This is a genomic window from Sphingobacterium sp. xlx-96 (assembly GCF_011007365.1).
Taxonomy (GTDB): Bacteria; Bacteroidota; Bacteroidia; order Sphingobacteriales; family Sphingobacteriaceae; genus Sphingobacterium; species Sphingobacterium luzhongxinii.
In genome coordinates this window covers 488,739-511,288 of record NZ_WFKM01000002.1, presented here as the reverse complement: position 1 = coordinate 511,288, position 22,550 = coordinate 488,739, and the positions used below count along the sequence as shown (strand labels likewise).

Annotated in this window: 22 protein-coding genes; 10 read left to right on the top strand and 12 right to left on the bottom strand. The window is 39.5% G+C overall.

What is annotated here, in order from left to right; all coding sequences use genetic code 11:
- Positions 1–79 precede the first annotated feature (79 nt).
- Positions 80–646 (top strand): RNA polymerase sigma factor, encoded by a 567-nt coding sequence (locus tag G7B20_RS05160; protein WP_164108940.1) that lies wholly within the window; start codon positions 80–82, stop codon positions 644–646.
- Entirely contained in the window at positions 646–1,359 is a 714-nt protein-coding gene (locus G7B20_RS05155) for a tetratricopeptide repeat protein (RefSeq protein ID WP_164108939.1), read from the top strand. Before G7B20_RS05160 ends, G7B20_RS05155 begins: the two co-directional genes overlap by 1 nt.
- Here G7B20_RS05155 and G7B20_RS05150 read toward each other — a convergent pair.
- From G7B20_RS05150 to recJ, 3 genes are all read right to left on the bottom strand, one after another.
- Entirely contained in the window at positions 1,356–2,873 is a 1,518-nt protein-coding gene (locus tag G7B20_RS05150; RefSeq protein WP_164108938.1) for a GH3 auxin-responsive promoter family protein, read from the bottom strand. The two genes, G7B20_RS05155 and G7B20_RS05150, sit on opposite strands and share 4 nt — an antisense overlap.
- An 18-nt stretch (positions 2,874–2,891) precedes the next feature.
- On the bottom strand, positions 2,892–3,626 hold the full coding sequence (gene lptB / locus G7B20_RS05145) for an LPS export ABC transporter ATP-binding protein (protein ID WP_164108937.1): 735 nt from the start codon (positions 3,624–3,626) through the stop codon (positions 2,892–2,894).
- A gap of 81 nt (positions 3,627–3,707) precedes the next feature.
- Positions 3,708–5,408, bottom strand: a complete 1,701-nt coding sequence (recJ, locus tag G7B20_RS05140; RefSeq protein WP_164108936.1) for a single-stranded-DNA-specific exonuclease RecJ — start codon at positions 5,406–5,408, stop codon at positions 3,708–3,710.
- A gap of 116 nt (positions 5,409–5,524) precedes the next feature.
- On the opposite strand from recJ, the gene G7B20_RS05135 reads away from it, so the two are divergent.
- The 3 genes from G7B20_RS05135 to G7B20_RS05125 all read left to right on the top strand — a co-directional run bounded on the left by G7B20_RS05135 (position 5,525) and on the right by G7B20_RS05125 (position 8,188).
- Entirely contained in the window at positions 5,525–6,313 is a 789-nt protein-coding gene (locus tag G7B20_RS05135) for an MBL fold metallo-hydrolase (RefSeq protein ID WP_164108935.1), read from the top strand.
- Between the two features lie 81 nt (positions 6,314–6,394).
- On the top strand, positions 6,395–6,874 hold the full coding sequence (locus G7B20_RS05130; protein ID WP_164108934.1) for a cation:proton antiporter regulatory subunit: 480 nt from the start codon (positions 6,395–6,397) through the stop codon (positions 6,872–6,874).
- A 6-nt stretch (positions 6,875–6,880) separates the two neighbouring features.
- A complete protein-coding gene (locus G7B20_RS05125; RefSeq protein ID WP_164108933.1) occupies positions 6,881–8,188 on the top strand; it encodes a cation:proton antiporter in 1,308 nt (435 codons plus the stop codon).
- Here the strand turns inward: G7B20_RS05125 and G7B20_RS05120 are convergent.
- Together G7B20_RS05120 and G7B20_RS05115 are read right to left on the bottom strand one after the other, a co-directional pair.
- On the bottom strand, positions 8,185–8,499 hold the full coding sequence (locus G7B20_RS05120) for a metal-sulfur cluster assembly factor (protein ID WP_410528434.1): 315 nt from the start codon (positions 8,497–8,499) through the stop codon (positions 8,185–8,187). The two genes, G7B20_RS05125 and G7B20_RS05120, sit on opposite strands and share 4 nt — an antisense overlap.
- Complete coding sequence (locus G7B20_RS05115; protein ID WP_164108931.1) at positions 8,474–9,679, bottom strand: glycosyltransferase family 4 protein; 1,206 nt, start codon at positions 9,677–9,679, stop codon at positions 8,474–8,476. The genes G7B20_RS05120 and G7B20_RS05115 overlap by 26 nt, the downstream gene beginning before the upstream one ends.
- A 222-nt stretch (positions 9,680–9,901) precedes the next feature.
- On the opposite strand from G7B20_RS05115, the gene G7B20_RS05110 reads away from it, so the two are divergent.
- Together G7B20_RS05110 and G7B20_RS05105 are read left to right on the top strand one after the other, a co-directional pair.
- Positions 9,902–10,879 carry a polyprenyl synthetase family protein gene (locus tag G7B20_RS05110; RefSeq protein ID WP_164108930.1) on the top strand — a complete coding sequence of 326 codons (978 nt, stop codon included), beginning with the start codon at positions 9,902–9,904 and terminating at the stop codon, positions 10,877–10,879.
- A 75-nt stretch (positions 10,880–10,954) separates the two neighbouring features.
- Positions 10,955–11,731 carry an amidohydrolase gene (locus G7B20_RS05105; protein ID WP_164108929.1) on the top strand — a complete coding sequence of 259 codons (777 nt, stop codon included), beginning with the start codon at positions 10,955–10,957 and terminating at the stop codon, positions 11,729–11,731.
- A gap of 13 nt (positions 11,732–11,744) precedes the next feature.
- Here G7B20_RS05105 and G7B20_RS05100 read toward each other — a convergent pair whose 3' ends face one another.
- The gene (locus tag G7B20_RS05100; RefSeq protein ID WP_164108928.1) at positions 11,745–12,152 is read right to left on the bottom strand and encodes a hypothetical protein; all 408 of its coding nucleotides are present in this window, start codon (positions 12,150–12,152) and stop codon (positions 11,745–11,747) included.
- Positions 12,153–12,262: 110 nt separating this feature from the next.
- Between G7B20_RS05100 and G7B20_RS05095 the strand changes: the two genes are divergently transcribed.
- Entirely contained in the window at positions 12,263–12,703 is a 441-nt protein-coding gene (locus tag G7B20_RS05095; protein WP_164108927.1) for a MarR family winged helix-turn-helix transcriptional regulator, read from the top strand.
- Positions 12,704–12,769: 66 nt separating this feature from the next.
- Here the strand turns inward: G7B20_RS05095 and G7B20_RS05090 are convergent, their stop codons facing one another.
- From G7B20_RS05090 to G7B20_RS05070, 5 genes are all read right to left on the bottom strand, one after another.
- Positions 12,770–14,329 (bottom strand): FMN-binding glutamate synthase family protein, encoded by a 1,560-nt coding sequence (locus G7B20_RS05090; protein ID WP_164108926.1) that lies wholly within the window; start codon positions 14,327–14,329, stop codon positions 12,770–12,772.
- A 129-nt stretch (positions 14,330–14,458) separates the two neighbouring features.
- Positions 14,459–15,229 (bottom strand): Rossmann-like and DUF2520 domain-containing protein, encoded by a 771-nt coding sequence (locus G7B20_RS05085; protein WP_240465982.1) that lies wholly within the window; start codon positions 15,227–15,229, stop codon positions 14,459–14,461.
- On the bottom strand, positions 15,229–17,703 hold the full coding sequence (locus tag G7B20_RS05080; protein WP_164108925.1) for a heme lyase CcmF/NrfE family subunit: 2,475 nt from the start codon (positions 17,701–17,703) through the stop codon (positions 15,229–15,231). The genes G7B20_RS05085 and G7B20_RS05080 overlap by 1 nt, the downstream gene beginning before the upstream one ends.
- A 38-nt stretch (positions 17,704–17,741) precedes the next feature.
- Positions 17,742–18,149: a cytochrome c maturation protein CcmE gene (locus G7B20_RS05075; RefSeq protein WP_164108924.1), complete on the bottom strand. Its 408-nt coding sequence runs from the start codon at positions 18,147–18,149 to the stop codon at positions 17,742–17,744.
- 574 nt (positions 18,150–18,723) lie between these two features.
- Positions 18,724–19,944 (bottom strand): dicarboxylate/amino acid:cation symporter, encoded by a 1,221-nt coding sequence (locus G7B20_RS05070; RefSeq protein WP_164108923.1) that lies wholly within the window; start codon positions 19,942–19,944, stop codon positions 18,724–18,726.
- A 349-nt stretch (positions 19,945–20,293) separates the two neighbouring features.
- Here G7B20_RS05070 and G7B20_RS05065 point away from each other — a divergent pair, with 349 nt between their 5' ends.
- Positions 20,294–21,259: a lipid A-modifier LpxR family protein gene (locus G7B20_RS05065; RefSeq protein ID WP_164108922.1), complete on the top strand. Its 966-nt coding sequence runs from the start codon at positions 20,294–20,296 to the stop codon at positions 21,257–21,259.
- A gap of 73 nt (positions 21,260–21,332) precedes the next feature.
- The gene (gene mnmD / locus G7B20_RS05060) at positions 21,333–21,998 is read left to right on the top strand and encodes a tRNA (5-methylaminomethyl-2-thiouridine)(34)-methyltransferase MnmD (RefSeq protein ID WP_164108921.1); all 666 of its coding nucleotides are present in this window, start codon (positions 21,333–21,335) and stop codon (positions 21,996–21,998) included.
- Between the two features lie 51 nt (positions 21,999–22,049).
- Here the strand turns inward: mnmD and G7B20_RS05055 are convergent, their stop codons facing one another.
- Positions 22,050–22,550 carry a peptidylprolyl isomerase gene (locus G7B20_RS05055; protein ID WP_164108920.1) on the bottom strand — a complete coding sequence of 167 codons (501 nt, stop codon included), beginning with the start codon at positions 22,548–22,550 and terminating at the stop codon, positions 22,050–22,052.

Genomic DNA, 22,550 nt, shown 5'->3' with positions numbered 1-22,550 from the left:
TCTGTGTCTCTGGTTCAAAATCAGGATAATTTTATTATCACCGAAATATTTTTAAATTTACAGTGTAATGGCCAATTAAATGCACATAGACCAAGTATATATTCAGTACCTCAAGGATAACGATAGCAAAGGCATACAGCTTATATATAATAAATATGCAAAGCAAATTGTTACCCTGATTATACAAAATAGTGGAACTGAAGATGACGGATATGATATTTTACAAGAATCTTTGGTGGATATTTATCATATGGCTCGGGACAGGAACTTCGTATTAACAACAAGCTTTTTGGCTTTTTTAAGTCTGGTGTGTAAACGTAAATGGTTGAACGTGTTGAAGAAAAGGCAACGTATGCTGGTAACAAATAGCGAAAATGATTTATTATATGTGGAGGACAAGTCGTATGGGGAATGGGATGAACTGTTCGTGCAAATCGATAGAGAGAATTATGTAATGACAGTTTTGGGCACTATGGGGCAAAGTTGTCAGGATATAATACGACGTTGTCTGGTGGAGAAGCAGCAGGAAAAAATAGCCGAATCCTTGGGGATTAGTTACGCTTACTTGCGTAAGAAAAAAAGTGAATGTATGTCGATCCTGATAAAAAAGGTTAGAGAAAGTAATATTTTCAAAAGTTTAAAGTAATGGAGAACCATTCAGAGAAAATACAGGATTATATTGAGGGACTGCTAGAGGGAGAGGAGTTAATGCGGTTTGAAGCCCGGCTTGCTGTCGACAACGAACTCAGAAATATGGTAGCACTACAACGCGAAGTATATGAGATTCTAAACCGTAGAGTGCCAGCGCAAGACGATTCCTTGAAGACGACGCTGGCTGAAGTGAACGAGCGCTATAGAGAGTCCTCAAAATCAACAACTCCCGGTATCAAGAGATGGTTACCTGTAGTAGCAGCAGCTTGTATTCTTTTGGTGGGATCACTTTTTTTCTTTAAGGGCTCTTATGAGGTATATGAGTTGCCTTTGATGCGTTCAGAAATTGTTCGTGGAGAGTTAGAAAACACTTCCTATGAGAAGGCGGTGACAGCTTTTAATGAGGGACAGTACGCTGTCGCTGAAGAGCTGTTGTCCGTTTTATTGGAAAGTGATCCTGAACAGATACAGTATCAATATTATTTAGCTTTGAGTTATATCGGTACCAAAAAGTGGGTCAGTGCTATTGATTTATTATCCCCAATAGCGAGTGGTCCATCGGTGTTTGCATTAGAATCTAACTACTATTTGGCCATAGCTTATTATGAAAAAGGAGATCTGGATAATGCCAAAATGTGTTTGAATAAAATCCCTGCAGAGGGAGATCTTGGTGAGAAAGCTGCTAAACTACGGAAAAAGATAGATTAGGAATTACGCATGACCTCCAATAGTGTGTCCAGATATTCTCTATTATTCGACAAACGGGGGACTTTATTTTGTCCACCTAATTTACCTCTGGACTTCATCCAGTTGTAGAACGTAAAGGTAGGGGCATTATGAATAATAGGCTGTCTTAACGCCATGTTTTTATAGCGTTTAGCATCATAATCGGAATTGATTTCACGGAGTTTCTGATCTAGAATTTCGCAGAATTTTTGAAAATCAGATGGTTTTTTCTCAAACTCGATAACCCACTCATGTGCCCCGGCCTCATTTTCTTTAAAGTATATTGGCCCTGCGGTATAATCCCTGATGCTAGCATTCGTCTCGCGACAGGCTATTTGGAGAGCTTGTTCGGCGTTGTCCACGATTACCTCTTCTCCAAAAGTATTTATGTATTGCTTGGTTCTTCCTGAAATCTGAAAACGATAGGGAGACAAGGATGTAAAACGGATGGTGTCTCCAATTTTATAGCGCCATAATCCCGCGTTGGTAGATATAATGAGTGCGTAATTTTTACCCAGTTCTACTTCGTCCAGATTTAAAGTTTTTGGATCCTCCTTATCTAGATTTTCCATTGGTAAAAATTCATAATAGATTCCATAGTCCAACATGAGTAATAAGTCCTCAGAATCTGATTGATCCTGTAGTCCGAAATAGCCCTCAGAAGCGTTATAGTTTTCTAAATAGTACATTTCGTCTGATGGAATCAGTTGCTTAAACTGCTCGCGGTAGGGTTTGAAGCTGACACCACCATGTCCATAAAATTCTAGGTTAGGCCATACTTCTAAGAGATTGTCCTTTTTGGTGATTTCCAAAATCCGCTTTGCCATGACGATGTTCCAAGTAGGGACTCCTGCTAAGCTGGTCACATCTTCTTTAATGGTATGTTGTGCTATTTGCTCGATTTTTTCTTCAAAATTTGGATTTAAGGTAACATCTAGGTTGGGGGTGCGTTTAAATTCTGCCCAGAAAGGTAGGTTACGAATTAATATAGATGATAAGTCTCCATAATAGGAGTCCGGACTGAAGTTGTTAATTTGCGACGACCCACCGATAACCACTGACTTACCCGTGAAAAGTTTGTTGTCGGGTTTATTGTGGCAGTAGATAGACAGCATGTCCTTGCCCCCTTGATAATGACATTCCTCCAGCGCTTCCATACTTACAGGGATGAATTTGCTCCGGTCTGAAGTAGTTCCTGATGATTTGGCAAACCATTTTATGTCCGAAGGCCATAGAATATTCTGTTCTCCTTTTATCATACGGTCTATATACCCTTTGATGTCGTCGTAATCGCTAATAGGAACCCTTTTTTTATATTCCTCTGGGGTAAGGATGCTTTTGTAATCGTATTTTTTGCCCCATTCGGTTGCCTCTGCTGCTGATATCAAGTTTTGAAACCATTCTTCCTGTACATCGTGTGGATATTTCATGAACAGCTCGATCTGATGTATACGCTTTTTCATGATCCATGTGAAGATAGAATTCAATAGTTCCATAGTTCTTGTTATTAGAGGTTATAGGTTTTTGCGCCTTAAGACGAAATTTTGGCCCAGATAGAATTTTCGTGCCATTTCGCTGTCTGCTATTTCTTCTGGAGTACCGGTGAGCATGATTTTTCCCTCCGTCAAGAGATAAGCACGGTCTGTGATGGAGAGTGTTTCTTGTACATTATGGTCGGTGATTAACACACCGATATTTTTGGCCTTTAGTTTGGCGACGATAGTTTGGATTTCTTCAACGGCAATAGGATCTACCCCTGCAAACGGTTCGTCCAATAGGATAAAATGTGGATTGGCGGCAAGCGCTCTTGCGATTTCTGTACGTCGACGTTCTCCACCAGAGAGTAGGTCTCCGCGGTTTTTACGGACACGGTGCAGACTGAATTCGGTTAATAATTCTTCTAATCTTGCTTTTCGCTCTTCTTTATTTGGGTGGTGAATTTCTAATACTGCTAGAATATTGTCCTCTACCGATAGCTTTCTAAAGACGGAGGCCTCTTGAGCGAGATATCCGATGCCTTTCTGAGCGCGTTGATACATCGCATCTTTAGTTATCTCTTCATCGTCAAGGAATACATGGCCATCATTGGGTTTGATCAGCCCTACAATCATATAAAATGAAGTTGTCTTTCCGGCGCCATTGGGGCCTAAAAGACCAACAATTTCACCTTGCTCTACGTGGAAAGAAACATCGTTTACCACTGTACGCTGTTTGTATTTCTTGATTAAGTGTTCTGCTCTTAGTATCATCGATTTATTATCCGCTTAATGCAAACCTAAATAAAATGCTTTGTATTCACCAATGTCCACAATTTAAAAAATAGAAGTAATTTAATAACGGATTCCTTTGATGTTTAACTGGAGGTTCTTTTTACCTCTCCAATTGTTTTCTTCTATACTATAGCAAATATCAAAAGGCCTCTTGCTATTGAGGTGATGGATATGTTCGGCCAGTCCAAAGGCAATACAGTCAAAACTAGGAGATCCTTCTTGGAGACTTGTAAATTTTAAATGATTAGATCCGACAATATAAGCACTCCCGTGAATCTGTACGTTTCTGGATACAAATATAGGGGCTTCGTTCTGCGGGCCAAAAGGTTCAAATTGCTTAAGAATGCGATAAAATTTGTTGTCGATATCTTTCAGCTCAATTTCTGCATCGATAGAAACTTCTTGTTGCAGCATTTCAGGTTTAATTGATCGTTGCACAACTTCTTCAAAGCGAGCCTGAAAGAGCGCGATGTTTTTCTCCTGCATCGTTAGTCCGGCAGCGTATTTGTGCCCACCAAATTGATCTAGTAAGTCACTACATTCACTAAGTGCTTCGTAAAGGTCAAAACCTACTACAGAGCGTGCAGATCCTGCGATATGGCCATTTGTTTCGGTAAGAATAATGGTGGGACGATAGTATCTTTCTGTCAGTCTCGAAGCAACTATCCCTATCACACCTTTGTGCCAATCCGATTTATAGAGTACTGTTGATTTTTTGAGTTTATCACTTTCACTATTTTCAATAATAGCCAATGCTTCTTCAGTTATTCTCAGGTCAAAATCCTTTCGGAGATTATTCTGATCATCTACCATTGCCGAGTAGTTGGATGCTTCATCTTTTGATTTTGATATCAAAAGGTTTACTGCCCCTTTAGCATGGTCTATTCGGCCAGCAGCGTTTATTCTGGGGCCTATCTGAAACACAATGTCGTTGATCGAAAAAATTCCGGTTCTGTTGGAAGAAAGATCTATAAGCGCTTGCAATCCTACTGAAGGATTGGTGTTTAGTTTTTTTAGCCCAAAGTGTGTTAATATCCTGTTTTCACCGGTAATCGGAACAATATCAGAAGCAATACTTACCGCGACTAGATCGAGGTATTGATAGGCTTCATCCATATTCATTTCATTCTTTTTTATAAATGCTTGGATGATTTTAAAGCCTATTCCACATCCTGATAGTTCTTTATAAGGGTAGGGACAGTCAGCACGCTTTGGGTCCAATACAGCACAGGCATCAGGGATGGTGTCGCCTGGAAGATGGTGGTCTCCAATAATAAAATCCACACCACGCGTATTGGCGTAGTCAACTTTATCCAAAGCCTTGATACCGCAGTCTAAAGCTATAATTAGGGAGAAATCATTGTCGGCAGCGTAATCTATACCTTGCGTAGAAATTCCGTATCCCTCCGCATATCTATCGGGAATATAATACTCAATTCGGGAGTGAAAAGCGCGAAAAAAACTGTAAACGACTGCAACAGCCGTTGTCCCATCGACGTCATAATCTCCGTAGATCAGGATCTTCTCATTGTTGCCTATAGCTCTTTCGATTCGGGAGATCGCAACATCCATATCCTTCATTAAGAAAGGGTCTGGTAACCTCTCCAATGAAGGCCTAAAGAAGGTCTTGGATTGCTCAAAAGTGTCGATGCCCCGATTTACCAATAGCCGAGCAACAATAGGGGTTACCCCCAGTTCTAATTGTAATTTGCTAATTTTGTTGCTGTCATTTTTTGGTTTTAGGACCCACCTTTTTTGCATATCTTTGCACTATATTTTGTATGTAAATATACATTTTCTAGGTGCTTTTACCTAATGTTGGTCATTGTATTTAGTGGTTTGTAGGCCTAACTGTCATATTTACAAGATTATAAAAGATGATACAAGCATATTCCCTTTTTGAAGGTTCATTCTCTGTCGACGGATCAAAGAAATTCATTCCGTTTGATCCATTAAAGGATGATCCGAAGAGCCGTCCGGGTTCTTTATTTGTTCACGTCCATCCCTTCTTGATTGTTGCTCGCTCTGGTTTAATCTTATGTGATGCAGGTTTGGGCTATCGCACTGCCGAAGACGAACTTTTGATCCATTCTAATATCCGTAAGCTTGGGTTTGAACCGGGTGATGTCAAATACGTGCTGATGTCTCATCTCCACAAAGATCATACAGGAGGTATGGTAGATTTCAAACAAGGGGTCGGCCGTATAGCCTTTCCTGATGCAGAATATATCGTACAACGAGGAGAATGGGAAAACGCGTATAGTTCGGAATCGGATTCGTACCGCACCGAGGTATTTGACGTGTTACAGCGTAGTGGCAATTTGACATTAGTCGAAGGAGAGGGAGTTGTTAACAGTGAAATTCGTTATGAGATTAATGGGGGGCATACCGAATTTCATCAGGCTTTTCATATTGAGACTGGAGGCGAGCATTTCTTCTTTGGTGGAGATGTTCTTCCCGAACCTGAAGAGCTTTTTAAAAACTTTATTGCTAAATATGACTATGATGGCCGCGCAGCTCGTGATCGTCGTATGGCGTATTGGGAGCAAGGTGCTCCGGAGGGATGGATTTTTCTGTTCTATCACGGTAAATCTTTGGCTTTAGGAAGGCCTAAGCAGAAAGACGATGGGGCCTATATCCTTTTGGATGCGAGTAAAGAGGGGTAGCCTCTCTGTTACGGGTTGTATACAAAAGTAATTTTCGTTAAGTTTGATTAATATCTAATTTTTAAACTAATAAAACTAATCATGTCGGTAGTTAGAGAAAGTGATCTTATTGGCATTGGGAAGAAGTATCAGATCGAAACTGAAGCTGGGGATAATATGGTTGTAGTCATTCATGATGATGGTAGGCGAGAGCTATACCGCCATGATGAAGAAGATAATGATACGCAGTGTGTCATGACGCTCTCGGATGAGGAGTCGAGGCAGATCGCGGGTATTTTAGGTGGCTTGTCTTATAAACCCAAGGCCTTAGAAACAATTGAGGTGGCTTTAGATGATTTACGTATTGAATGGTACAAAGTAGAAGCTTCTAATGATGGTGCGGATAAAACTATCGGAGAACTCGACGTTCGACAAAAGACAGGAGCGTCTATCATAGCTGCTATTCATGATAATGAAACAGTTATAAATCCCGGGCCTGAGTATATTATAAGGCCTGACGTGACTTTAGTTATTGCCGGTAAAGCAAAAAATATAAAATTATTGAAAGAAATCCTGCTATAAGATTATATGTCGCATATTATAATACTTGAAATAGGAATTGCCGTTTTGTTGGTCGCGTCAGTTGGCTTATTAGCCAATAGGCTGCGCTTTTCGGTCATCCCATTTTTTATTATTATAGGAATGCTGTTGGGAAATAAAGAATATCCCAATTTTTTATTACAATTTTTAGAACAGGCAAATAACCCAACACTGACATCGACCGTTGATAAGGTATGGAACTTTTTTACCTTTTCTGAAAGCAAACCCTTTATCGAGTTTATGGGACGATTGGGGGTACTCTTTTTACTTTTTTATCTAGGTCTTGAGTTTTCTGTTGGGCGATTGATCAAATCCGGTAAATCTATAGTGACCGGAGGATCATTGTATGTGCTACTTAACTTTGTGTCGGGCCTGTTTATCGGTTGGTTAATGGACCTTCCCTTTAAAGAAGTTATGGTCTTATGTGGTTTGATGACGAGTTCTTCTACTGCTATAGTAGCTAAAGTGCTTACCGACCTCAAGCGTACTGCTAACCCGGAAACTGAAGTGATAATGGGGATGATTATGTTTGACGATTTATTTATCGCGATGCATATATCTTTCTTGTCAGGTCTTATTTTAACAGGAGGGACGTCAGTTCTTGCCGTATTAGGTACGTCTTTATTAGCACTGGGGTTTATATTAACATTTCTTGTTCTTGGCCGAAAATTAATCCCTTTTATCGATCGCTTACTTCAGGAAAAATCCTCGGAGCTCTTTATTCTGATTATATTTAGTTTATTGTTTGTTATTGCCGGCTTTTCCGAAACCATCCATGTGGCCGAAGCTATTGGAGCACTAATGGCCGGTCTGGTATTTGCGGATTCGAAGTATATCAAGAAAATTGAAGCGATGGTATTACCGTACAAAGATTTCTTTGGAGCTATGTTCTTTTTTAGTTTCGGTTTGTCGATTGATATATATACGTTAAGCGGTGCGATAGGTTGGGCTACGCTTGCTGCTGTAATTACTGTTGTCTGTAATGTAGCTTCGGGCTATTTTGCTGCTCATTTTTCAAAAATGAAGCCTCGTGCTTCATTTGATATTGGACTGACATTATCGGCAAGGGGGGAGTTCTCAATCATTATGGCCAATATCGGTAAAGCAGGTGGCCTGTTACCTATATTGCAATCTTTTGTTGTAGTTTATGTTTTGATCTTATCTGTTGTATCTCCTTTATTGACAAAAGAGTCTAGAAAAATCTGGAACGCTTTGTTTGGTGAAGAGGAGAAGATTACTAAGCCGAAGAAGACACTCGCTGCATTGGAAGCAAGCGTCTCTTCCAAAAAAGATTAAAGAAAGCCCAATTCCAATTTTGCTTCTTCGCTCATCATGTCTCTATTCCAAGGAGGATCAAATGTAAGCTCCACCAGTGCTTCGTTGACCCCTTCAACAGCGGCGACTTTACGTTGTACTTCATCCATTATTTCTCCAGCTACAGGGCAGCCAGGAGCTGTTAATGTCATGACAATCTTCGCTATTCCGCCTTCTTTGGTGATGATCTCGTATATGAGACCTAAATCTACAATATTGGCAGGCTTTAATTCTGGGTCATAAATTGACTCAAGCACCTCCTGAATTTTAGGTGCTATATTTAAGTGGTCTATTATGATGATACTCATTATTTTTAGCATTGTGATCTATCGCTTTTATATATATATCCAACAATAAATCAATGTTTTTAATTGCGGTGTATTTTTCTATATAGATTGCTCTACAGTTTTTACTTATGACTTCTTTATCATGACTACTAAGCTCTATCCATTGGGCTAGAGCCTCTCGAATACTCTGTGATGAATAAGGGTCGAAATGTAGTCCTGTTTGTAAAGGTACGACCATTTCCTGTAAAATACCAATGTTGCTGCTTAGTACAGGGGTGCCTAATCCATATGCTTCTAATATGGTCATCGGCATTCCTTCATAACATACCGATGGTACCACAAGGGCAGTTGCTTTCTCTATATGTTGGCGAAGTATATCCGGAGACTGAAAACCCAAAAATTCGATATGGTGGTTTTTTTGTATGATTTGAACTACCTCTTTTTCTAAAGGTCCAGTGCCGAGTATTTTGAGATTATAGTCTGTCTTTGCGATTGCATTGATCAATTGCAGTATGCCTTTTTCAAGCGACAGTCTTCCTATATAAAGAAAGAAGTCCTTTGGTTTCTTTTCAGGCGTGTAGCTTACATTGGCAAAGTTGGGCTTTATACTGAAGTGATTTTCTGTTAAACCAAGTTTAGATTGGACAAATATATTTTTAGAAAAATCGGAAAGAACCAAAAATTGATCTACTTGTGTCCATGTGCCTATTTTCCTGTGCCACCAATAGACGAAAGCTGTAATGAATGTTTTTACAAGGTTGTTGTCCAGTACTTTCTTTTTAACGGCAGTCCAAGGGAAATCTTCCCTAAGACTATTTGTAAATAGCCGATCCTTGAAAAAAAGTGTTGCTGAGGGACAAATAAGTCGAAAGTTATGCAGTGTCATCACAACGGGTATACCTTTCCTCTTTAATATACGTATGATCCAAGGGCCTAAGGCATAATGAATATTGTGAATATGTACGATGTCGGGTTCGAATGCCAGGACATCCTTTATTATTCTTTTTGCTTTCCAGATATTAAAGGGATAAAGGAAGAATTGGTATAAACCTTTTAGGCCTCTAGTGTTTTTCGTTGTAATGACTTTTATCTGGTTGCTTTTTGAAAGTTGTTCAGCTTCTTGCTGCACGACTATATCTTCTCCTCCCCGGTGCTGATAAAAGTTATGAATAAGAAGAATGCGCATATCCAAGTTGTTGTCGTCTGTAAATGTTAGTACTCAAACTGCTGGAGACCCGAAGCTGTTCACGCTTGTTGTCCAGTTTTTGATGTACGTTAAGAGCTTTTTTACAAACTTAGATAAAATGAATGTATTCATGTGTATTAAAAAGGTTAATTCATGTAGGGTAGACAGAACACAACGGAATTTATTACTTATCTTCGTGGCAGCATTTTTTAGAAGATCGATATGTTTGGAAATCCAATTTTTGCGGAAAAGATTAGCACAGCATTAACTCACGCTGATTTGCCTTCCTCTCCAGAAAACCTGTACCTACCCATAAAATACATACTTTCGTTGGCAGGAAAGCGGATTCGACCTCAATTGGTGATATTGGGAGCAGACCTTTTTGGTTGTTCAAATATGGATGAAGTAGTGCCGGCATCTGTTGCTGTCGAATATTTTCATAATTTCACATTGATTCATGATGATATTATGGATAAGGCGCCATTACGACGTGGACAGGCTACTGTTCATCAAAAATGGAATGAAGATGTCGCTATACTATCTGGAGATGCGTTGTTAATTAAGGCTTATGAACAGTTAGCTAAATGTCCTCCGGTGTTTGTCCCTATCTTATTAAAAGCCTTTAATAAAGTTGCGTTGGAGGTTTGTGAAGGACAGCAGATGGATATGGACTTTGAGAGAAGAGACAATGTTACAGAAGGGGAGTATGTGAATATGATTCGTTTAAAAACCTCTGTCTTATTAGGCGGGGCGTTGGAACTAGGCGCTATTATCTCAAATGCTTCGGACGAAGATCGATTGAAGTTATACAATTTTGGCGAAAATCTAGGTATTGCTTTCCAACTACAGGATGATATCCTAGATGCATTTGGCGATCCAGGGACCTTTGGAAAGCAAGTTGGTGGAGATATAATCGTTAATAAGAAGACTATATTACATATTTTGCTTAAACAGGGATTAGATAACGAGGATCTGGATCTGTTTAATGCTATTTTAGATCTACCATTATCTGAATCGATCGCAAAAATTGAGCAGATGAAAATGTTGTATGACAAATACGGTATTTTGCAGAAAGCGAATGCACTAAAGGAATCTTATACGCAATACGCTTATGCAAGCCTAGATGATATAAACGTAGCGGAGTCTAGAAAAGAAGATCTTAGAAGTCTTGCTGATCGTCTGATGCATAGGGCTAGGTAAGAATTAACTTAGGATTTTTGGTGTAATTTTGTTAAATTGGTTGTTTAGTATAATATAATCGAGTCGTAAACATTTATGGAAAATATAAAGATCACGGTATTTCAGGCGTATTTGTTTTGGGAGAATGCAGAGAAGAACCTGCAAAATTTGGGGTTGCGCTTGTCTTCACTAAAAGGTAAGACGGACCTGATTATACTTCCAGAGATGTTTAATACTGGCTTTACGACGAATGTTGAAAAGTGTGCAGAGCGAATGGATGGAATAACTATGCGCTGGATGTATAATACGGCTAAGTCCTTTGAATGCGTTGTAGCCGGCACGCTTATCATTGAAGAGGAAGGTAGATACTATAATCGTTTTGTGTGGATGTCACCAGATGGCAGTTATGTCCATTATGATAAGCGGCATTTATTTGGTATGGCGAATGAAGATAGCATTTTTACAGCTGGAACGTCACGTGTTATCGTTGAGCTGAAAGGTTGGAGAATATGCCCAATGATTTGTTACGATCTTCGCTTCCCTGTATGGTCCAGAAATCAAGAAAATGGTTATGATTTGTTGGTGTACACGGCGAGTTGGCCAGACAAGCGTTCTGCCCATTGGAGAGCGTTAATTCCTGCCCGTGCTATAGAGAATCAAGCATTTGTGATCGGTGTCAATCGGGTAGGACACGATGGTAATGAGATATATTATTCGGGAGGGTCTATGTGTATTTCTCCTTTAGGAGACGTGGTCTACTACAAACCTGAAGACGAAGATCTGTATACATTTACGCTAAATCCCAAGGATCTTGAAAATGCGCGCCGACAATTCCCATTTTTGCAGGATGGCGATAAATTTTCGCTATTATAGATTACATACAGTTTTATTTATAAGGGCGGTCTAAAATTGCAGCCTGGATTACAGCTTGTCTCAAGTCAAATGAAACAGGTTGCCTCTCGAATTGTCCTTCGTTATCCAATCTATCTTTTCGTTCGATTGGTTTTACTTTTCTATTTTGTTTTGCGCGTTGTACTTCCTCAGGAACATCTTGTATTATATTACTTTTTGTTACAAATGGGTTTGCTACTTGTTGCTTAACAGTCTTCGGGATAGGAGGTCTTGTTGGCGCCTGATTATGGGAAGGCGATAGAGGGGGATTCCCCGTGTTTCGTTGCTGAGATTGCCTTTGGGGATTACGCTTGGCCGATTTTGCCATTTCTTCTTTATAATTTGAATATATTTTATACACGATCGACCCGACGAATACCAATATTATCAGCAAATTTTCCATACGAATAAATATAAGAAATTTTGAAGCAAAGTTAGAATGTTAAAATAAAATTTGGATATTGAATATGGATTTCCTTAATTGCATAAACAACCTATAATTATTACTAACTAATGAATGAATCGACATTAATTTCTGAGGAGTTTTTTTCCTTTTTATCGGGGAAAGCATCTACAGCTATTTCGAGAAGGCTACATCGTAATCTGAAAGAGTTTAAGGTGAACATAACTGCTGAGCAATGGAGTATCTTGTACTATCTTTGGATGGAAGAGGGACTCACTCAGCAAGAGCTCGCAAATTTGACGTTCAGGGACAAACCTAGTATTACCAGACTCATTAATAATCTCGAGAGGGATAGTTTAGTGATACGGGTAAATGATAAACAAGATCGACGTTCCAATCTGATTTATTTGACGAAAGAAGGGCGTAAATTGAAAGAAATAGGAATGAGACAAGCATCTCAGACAATTCGTGAATCTGTCGAGGGGATTGACGAGGAACAATTGAAAATGGCGCAACAAATACTGGAAAAGGTTTTTCAGAACTTGAAATGAACAGCATATCGTGCTGTAATTAAAAAGACCTAATCTCAGGAATTAGGTCTTTTTAATGATGTCATATTATTGATCCAGGAATTCTTCCTTTGCAAAGGAGTTTTCCTTTTTGTTCAATCTTCCGGTTTCTTTAAAGTAAATGTCTTGGAAACTGAGTGTAGTGATGTTGTCTGTCTTTCTGAAAAACTTATCTGCAGTTACATCATCTAATGTTTTAAACCCACATGCTTCCATGATTTCCACTGTAGCACGAAGCGTGTTTCTATGAAACTGTGCCACGCGCACATACTTATCTTCTACATCTAAGCCTTTGTATAGGTGAGGTCGTTGTGTTGCTACTCCAACAGGGCAGATATCTTCGTTGCATTTTAATGCTTGGATGCAACCTAATGCAAACATCATACCTCGCGCACTATAACAAGCATCAGCGCCCAACGCGATAGCTTTTAGGAGATCAAAACCGGTTACAATTCGACTCGAAGCAATAATTTTAATGTGTTTCTTCAAACCAAAGTTGATCAATGTTTTTGTAACGAACGTTAATGCGTCGTATAAAGGCATACCGAGGTTGTCTGTGAATTCTAGGGGTGCAGCACCTGTTCCCCCTTCTGATCCATCTACAGAGATAAAATCTGGGAATATCTGTGTCGTTTGCATAGCATGACAGATCTCGATAAATTCCTGTTTATCTCCAATACAAATCTTAAAACCTACTGGTTTACCGCCAGATAAGTCTCTTAATCTCTGTATAAATCCCATCATTTCTAATGGAGTAGAAAAAGCACTGTGTGCAGGCGGAGACATAACATCCGTTCCTGGGACCACGTGACGGATAGCAGCAACCTCTGGTGTGTTCTTTGCCGCCGGAAGTATTCCTCCGTGACCAGGTTTCGCTCCCTGTGACATTTTTAATTCAATCATTTTTACATAAGGCCTGCTTGCCTTTTCTGCGAAAAGATCATCATCAAAATAACCATGTTCGTTTCTGCAACCAAAATAGCCTGTACCAACCTGCCAGATGAGGTCCCCGCCGTTTATATGATAATTACTGATACCGCCTTCTCCTGTATTGTGTGCAAAGTTCTGTAAAGCAGCACCCTTATTTAGGGCTGTAATTGCCGTTTTACTAAGCGCACCATAACTCATCGCAGAGATATTATAGATACTTAAACTATAAGGTTTTTTACACTGGCTGTTTCCAACCATCGTACGCAGATCATGATTCTCTATATGTGTAGGAAATATAGAATGTGCAACCCATTCGTTACCGATGGCTTGAGGGTCTGTCTGCATACCAAAAGCTACCGTCTCCCGTTGGTTTTTAGCTCTTTGGTAAACAATAGACCGTTGTCTTCTGTTGAATGGACGACCGTCTGTATCTGATTCCCAAAAGTATTGTCTTAGCTCTGGGCGGATAGATTCGAATATATATCTAAAATAACCAACTAAAGGATAGTTGCGGAGGATTGCGTGACTTGTTTGAACGCTATGGTAGATCGCAATAATGAGTAATGGAATTGGAACGATTAAAAGCCAAAACCAACGTGGTGTAAAGATAATCCCAAAAGAAATGATGATTACATTTAACAGAATAATGGATACAAGAATTAGTTTTCTAACTGCCATGATATATATGAAGTTACTCTATAAACAAACGTTTGTTATTAACGTTTGTTTTAATTTTCAGCAAAATTAGCAAGTAATTTGGGCTTTAGGATGGAGGTTTAAACTTTTATTTTTTTTGTAAACAATGTGCTATTTATGTCTGCTTTTTATAATGAAATCAGACAAATGTTGATAGATTTGAGTTAGCTCATTTGAATAACTTAGGAATTGCAAATGCCTGTTTATCGTGCCGATGTCATTTCTTGCGGCTGGGCCGGTCTGTACGTCTGTAGGGAGGTGATTTTGGACCTTACTTGCTGTTTCTAGAATGATTGGACGCAGGAGATCAAAGTCCATATTTTCGCGTTCTAGGATTTGCTGTGCTATGCTAAATAACGCATTGGGGAAGTTGTTAACAAGGACTGCCGAAACGTGTAGTGCTAATCGTTGTTTGGAGTTGCAAGAGAAGATGCGTACAGCTATAGGGGATAACAAGTTAAATAGTAAGTCTGCGGTCTCGAGCGAATTCGCTTCAATTCCGAATGGTATAAGTGAAATATCGATCTCGAGTTGTTTGCTTATGCTTTGAGCAGGGTATAAGACTCCTGTTTTGTCAAAACGCTGCAAAACTTCGATGGGAGTGGCTCCAGAGCTATGTACTACGATTCCTTTTGTTATTTCTGGCATTTCAGAAATTATTTGGGAAATGGCTGTATCAGAAACTGCTATAAGATAGAGGTCAGCTCTTGGGTCAAGATTTGAAAGCTCTGAGATAGCGTCTGCTTTAACGGCATCAGCCAATGCAAATGCATTGGCTGATCGTTTGCTGAAGACTTGTTTTATCACGTGACCATGTTTATATAACGCTTTTGCAAGGTGCGTTGCAACATTTCCACTGCCCAATACAACAATTTCCATCATTAGTATTTTGTCGGATTATTTTTAGCTTCTTTGATTCGTCTGTATATCGCCATACAGAAACCAACTGTCATAACAATTGTTCCTAGCCAGAAGAAGTTGATGTAAGGAAATTTGATAGCTTTGAAGACAATCCATTTCTTCTCCGGCAGAGGTTTTTGGTAAACCATAATTTCCAACTTGTCTTTTTCAGGCAAGATATTGGTAAATCGAAACTTCAAACCCTGTTCGCTTACGTCTTTATTAAAGTCATAAGCGTTACCTTCTTTCAGCAAGAATGTAGGTTCTACATCGTATGATTTCTGGTCTGCTGCGATGACTTTAATTTTGAGGCCTACTATGACATCATTGGGTTTTAATGGGATGTTTTCTAGTTTAGCATTTTTATTGATGCCTTCTATTACAAAAACACCGTTCCTATAGCGTAAAGTGTCTCCGATATTCACCTGATAGGTGGCCGGTTCATCATAGTCTTCAAATCCGGTTTTCTCTTCTTCTTTAATCTTGCTCATGGGAGCTTGAGAATCCGCGGCGGCGGCCGTAATCAGGGTGTAGACATCGTGAGTCAGGTAGTGTTTGGTTGCAGGAGTACCGATCAACCCGCCCATGTCCGGATTATTCTGTGCAAATGGACTCAAGATGAAATGCTCTTTTACTTTTCCACTCTCTTCGTCCAGACGCTCGTATTTGATGTGATAGTATACGTTGGGTGGAGCAACACTATCGCCTACATATGTGATTTTATAGTCTCCCATTTGAACAGGTTCGCCTTCTGTCAAGAATAGATTTTCTCCAGGATCAGTAAACTTGTCACCTTCTTTTCCGAAATTTTGAACACCGATATAACCACTTTCATTGATCGATATTACCTCATTCGTAGCGGCTGCAATTAATGCACCCAGTACAAGGAGTCCAAATCCGATATGGGATACTGCAGATCCTGTAAGTTTCCATTTGCCTTTGAATGCATCACTCAATATACGAATATTGGCAACGACACAAAATACAGCTGTAAATGTGATAAGCATATACATGACATTGCTGTATACTTTTGTGAAATAGATCACAAGTGCCCCTATTAGGATTGCAACAATTAGTGAAGCCAGGATCGAGGCCCAGAATTTTTTACTATCTGTGCGTTTATATTTCAGGAATTGAGCTACAGCAGTAAGCAATAAGATGACGACCGCGAAGGCACCTTGCCATTTGTTATAGTGTGCAATAGGGTCAATAGGTGGGGCCACTTTTGTGCCAAAAAGAGCATTAAATACAGGGATTGAAGTTGTTGCAATCATTTGTACACATGCTACAGTAAGCACTAGGGCGCCGATAAACAACCAAAACTCGCGGGAATAAATGTCTTCTTCCTTTTGAGAATTAGGAATCTCTTTTCTTCTCCATACCAACAGGCCGATCATAATGAGGAGGAAGGTCAGGTTAAACCAAATTAACTGTCCCGACATACCTAAACTAGTAAACGAGTGTACGGAGGTCTCGCCCAATATGCCTGAACGTGTTAAGTAAGAAGCATAAATTACAAGGACGAAACTAACAAGAGAGAGTAGGGTGGCTGTGAAAAAACCATGTCCTGAATGCTTGTACGCTAGAATTACGTGTACTGCTGCTATAAGGGTAAACCATGGAATAATGGATACGTTTTCTACAGGGTCCCAAGCCCAGAAGCCACCGAAATTTAGCGCTTCATATGCCCAGAATGACCCCATTATAATACCTGCACCTAATATCATTACTGCAAAAAGCGCCCACGGTAGGCCCGGCGTCATCCATTCTTTATACCTTTTTTGCCATAAACCGGATGCGGCGTATGCAAAAGGGACGATCATAGACGCAAAACCCAAGAACAGGGTCGGAGGGTGGATGACCATCCAATAGTTCTGTAACAATGGGTTTAAGCCTCTTCCATCGGCAATCATAGAAAGATAGTTCGGGTCTTTCAAGATCGGGATGTCTAGTGCATCGCGAAGTAGTATAAATGGTGAGCTGCCGATACGACTTCCAAATATTTCTACACCAATCAGCATACTTGCCAAAAATGTCTGACAAAGCATCACGAAGGTCATGACAGGAGTTTCCCAGCTTTTGGCTCTAAAAACAAGAACAGTGCCTAATACAACCTGCCAGAACATCCAAAGCCAGAAACTGCCTTCTTGCCCTTCCCAAAAAGAGGATATAATGTAGTGTGTGGGGAGAGATCTTGAAGAGTGACTCCAAACATAATGATATTCAAAATAGTGACTGTATATTAAGTAAAAAAGAATTGAACCGATGATGACGATTGATAGCGCGTTTAAGAAAAAACCGATACGACCTAATTTTTTCCAATGCCGCTCTTCGGGATTCTTAGTCGCAAAGAAGTAGCTGATAAGTGAAAGTAAGGATGCTCCAAAAGAAAGAATAACAAAAAATTGACCTATCTTTCCTGGCAATAGGTGCTCGCCTACGTAATTAATATCCATTGTTATATGTAAGAAATTAGAAGTAAGAAGTTGGTAAATTATAATGAAGCTGTAGTTGTAGCTTCAATTACTTCAACTTGATCCTTATTGTATTTTGACGGGCATTTCATCAGAATTTTACTTGCATGAAAGGTATCACCTTCCATTTTTCCCGTTAATACGATTTGTTCTGACCGTTCGATATCCTGAGGTTTTGAACCATTGAATACGATCTGGCATTCTGTACTATCTTTATCGTACATGTAGAATGAGAAATGATTGGCATCTTTTACCGGGTCATAATGAAGATCCTTTTCTTTATTCAATACGCCGACCACATAAAGTTCTGTGTTCTTTTCTTTAGCTTCCGCAAAAGTAGAATATGTACTTGAATCTGTGTAGATAACCAAAATCATGGCAATTGCTATTGCGATGATTACAATTAAAATGATCGAACTTTTTTTCATCCGTATATAATTTGTTTTTTAGGGTGATGAAGCTATCAGATTTATTCTCCCGTATGGTCCGCCAACTGACAGATCATAATAGTTTCATCTGTGTATTACTTTTTTTTTATCTGTCATTAACTTGTCCCGATTGCCTTCAATGCGCTCCTTGTAGTCAGTTCATCGGGATGGATTATTTTTAGAGCGTACCGTTTCATTTTTGTAAATGAGTATGTTGCACTCTGACTGTTTTTGTACAAAAATACGAAATGAGAAATGAAAGGAGGAATTTAGCTAACGGATCATATTATTTAGAGACAATCTAAACAACTGGTCAGCGTTGGTTAACCCCTTTTTGTGAGTTGTTAGGTAGTGTTTTTTTATCCTTTTAACAGACACTAGTTTAGATATGCTATTGCATCATGAATATTACAAATCAGAACTATCCCCTTGGTGCATATTTTAGGATTTACGTCTTGTTATGTTTTTTTTCTGGACGTGTACGTTTTATTGATCGATTTATGTTTTTTAAGGAATCAATGGGTTCATTTCATTAGATTCAGTGTCCATCTAGAGATTGGAGCCAAATTGTAAATTATTCGGACGAAAACTTTTCACCAGAGAATCGGGTAACTAACATGGATGCTACAGTATCGCCCGTTGCATTCAAAATTGTAGCTAAAGGATCGACCAAAGCTCCGATAATCATTATCGCCGGTATCGCTTCATTGGGGATACTGTATACGGAAATCATGAGCATCTCGCCAATAAAGCCACCATTTGGGATTCCTCCGGCGACCATACTGACCAAGAGTGTGATGGCCACGGCCATAAATAGGGTTGATGGTTCGAAAAAATCCCAATCTAAAATAGCAAAGGCTACATAAATTTTTAGGATCGATGAAATTGCTGAGCCATTTTTGTAGAGAGTATTACCAAGTGGTATGACGACATTGGCGACACTATTTGGGATACCTATTTTCTTGGCGGCAAGAAGATTTGTAGGTAAAGTTGCCAAACTACTGCATGTGCTTAAAGCCGTAAGAGAGGGGGTGATGTTATTGTTCCAGAAAAGAGGGACTCCCTTTCTTCCTTTAGCAATAAAAGCATATAACGAGAACACCACAAAGAAAAAGATCGTTCCGAAAATGTAATAAAATGCTAACGGTCTTGCGTAAAAACCGAATAATTCGGGACCTAAATCATGTACTTGGTAGGCGAAATAGGCTCCTAAGCCAATCGGGCCTAATTTCATGACTAATCCTAACATGTTTTTCATAACTTCATTTCCTGCTATCAAAAAGCGAAGAAAAGGTTGAGCTATTTCACCGCTTTTGCGGACAGAGGTGCCTACCAAAAAGGAGAAGATAACGAAGGCGAGTATATTTTGTCGGGATAGGAGGTTGACGAATTCGGGAACGGTAACAAATCGAACGATTTTATTGCCCCAACTATCATTTGGATCTGCTAGCATGGTATCATCGAGACCTCGGCCATCACTAATTGCGGTGACCGGGAAGATCCACAGGCCCAATATTGTCAGGACGGATGCGATGACTATGGTAATCATAAATACGAATACCATTGTAGTGAGTATCCGGCCTAAACGATTATCCCCTTCGATACTTGCAACAGCAGATGAGATCGCAAAAAAGAGTAATGGTATTACGGCAACAAATAGTAGGTTTAAGAAAATATCACCAAACGGTTTTATATATGGAACAAAATTGGGTAAAAATGCACCGATAAGGCTTCCAATACTGATACCTACCAAAAGGAGAATTATGTTGCTATAATTGTTAACAATGGATTGCATAGTGAATAGTCTTAAGCTAAAATAGTTTTTTTTTATCATTATCCGTATATCGTTATCAATATGGGTAGCAAAAACCCGTTTTTTTGCTTATTTAACCGTTTTGACGCTATCTCTCTCGTTGTGGAAAACCACGAAAGACTCAGCGTAGCTAGATCTAACGAAATAGATTTCACCAGATAGTAAATAGACCTCTGCATGAGGCGGAGGTGACTTAGCGTGTAAAAATGGAAATCTGTCGTGCTCCCGAAGGGAAGGATTGGCTGGTAAGGCATTTGTTTTTGCTAAAATAAGCTTAGATTTGAGATTGATATTCGATTATCTTATCCTTTAGAAAGGTATACCTATTTTAATGATAAAAATACAAATGAGTGTGAGCAGTCAGTTACTTCTATTCTTTAGCAGGAGGTTGCTCCTTATGATGGGGATTTTTTTTTCAGGAGTCATCGCGTTTGCTCAAGCGAAAAGAAGTCATGCCATATGCTTGCAAACCGACAATGACTCCTACCTTCTACAAGGGCAGGATCAATACTATACAAATGGACTTGTGCTTACTTACGACAAGCTGTTACAGTATTCTCCTGCGCATATTGATTTACTGTCGATACAATTCGGACATCAGCTCTTTAACGGTAAATATATAGGTGGGAGAAGCGACTTGAACTGGGATCGGCCATCCACAGGACGTTTTTTCTTTAACGGAAGTTTTCAACGTAGTTATACCAGCGAGTTGGTATGGCGAATTAAGGCAGAGGTCGCTACTGTTGGTGAAGCAGGTAAGGGGCAACAGATACAACGGTTTATACATAAGACGTTCAATATGTATGAGGTAGAAAGTTGGGAGTCTTCCCTTAACAGTGCTGTGGGACTGGATTTAGAAGCTTCAGTTTTGAAAAAACTGTGGCGAAATGAAACAGATCGTTTTGAGCTCGCAGGAGAGACAAGCGGTAGGGCTGGGATGAATTTCTCGAATGTCTCTGCTCAATTCACGATTCGTTTCGGTAAATTGGCACCGTATCGCCATAGTCAGTTCGCTGGAAACGGTGGTTTTTTGTCAAATGATAAGGAGTATTATTTCTTCTATACGCCGAGTTATATGTACCAGTTTTATAATGCGACTATACAAGGAGCTTTGTTTACAAGCCAAGTGGAGGGGCAGTATGCAATATCTAAACATTTATTGGGTCAGAAGTTTGGGGCAGTTTATTCGCGCGGGATATTTTCTATTGAAGCTGCAGTAATTTTTAATACAAAAGAAGGAAAGGAGATGTACCGTAACCACCAATTTGCACGCATCAAGGCTGGCTTCCGGTTTTAAGTTTTTCAAGAGAGCGGTTTTGTAGGTTCTGCTTACGTTGAATTTGCGTAAGTTTGTGAAAAAATAGCTTATTATGGATTTTGTTGTTACAGCCGATGGCTCCAGTACTTTATATCATGCCGAAGTTGGTGAGCATTATCATTCGAAACATGGAGCTTTACAGGAGAGTAAGCATGTATTTGTCCAGTCTGGTTTAGCATATTATATCGAGAAGGAGAATACAAACACAGCTTCCATTCTGGAAATAGGATTCGGTACAGGACTTAATTTTTTGCAGTCAGCTGACTACGCTTCTAGAAATAAACTCAAACTGAATTATTGTGGAATAGAAGCTTATCCTCTGGCGGAGAATATTATATTTGGTACAGGATACGATCGTTATGTTACACCGGTCATCTGGCAGTCTTTTAGCGATAAATATAGTGATGCTTTGCATCAATCGGTCAATCTTAATACGGAGATAGCGTGGGAGGTGGTCCACAGCAAAGTACTGGAATTCGATAGTGATCGATTATTTGATATAATTTATTTTGATGCTTTTGCAGCGATCCATCAACCTGAAATGTGGACTGATGAGACTTTAGCTCACGTCTGTCAATATTTACGTGTGGGAGGCGTATTTGTCACTTACGCTATTACAGGAAATCTGAAACGCTCGATGAAGGCTTTAGGTTTTAAAGTTGAAAAGGCACCGGGAGCCCCAGGGAAAAGAGAAATGTTGCGTGCTGTAAAGCAATAAAAAAAGCTGTCTCAAAGACAGCTTTTTTTATTGCTTTATGGTGGAGTCGGACTAGTGTCCTTCTGTACCGTCTATGCCATGTGAATGACCGTGCGAAAGCTCTTCTTCTGTCGCAGGGCGAACTGCTAGTACTTCAATGTCGAAGTTTAATTTTTTACCAGCCATTGGGTGGTTTAAGTCAGCTACCACAACTTCAGGACTCACTTCTACTACTACAGCTCGGAACTGATTTCCTTGGTTATCTTGTAACGGTAATACTTCACCTACTGGAGGCAGACCAGTTTCGTTAAACATATCAGCCGGTAATTGTGCCATGGCTTTGTCATCTCTTTCTCCGTAAGCATCTTCAGCATCTAGTTCAAAAGATGATTTGTCACCGATTTGAAGACCAGCAATGTTTTCTTCAAATTTTGGTAACATCATTCCCACACCATATAGAAATGTTAGCGGATTTTCAGTTGTTGTTTGTTCTACAAACGTTTTCTCTCCGTTTTCTTCAATTGTGTGAAGAATGTAATTCAACGTTACTACGTTGTTGTTTTCTATTGCCAT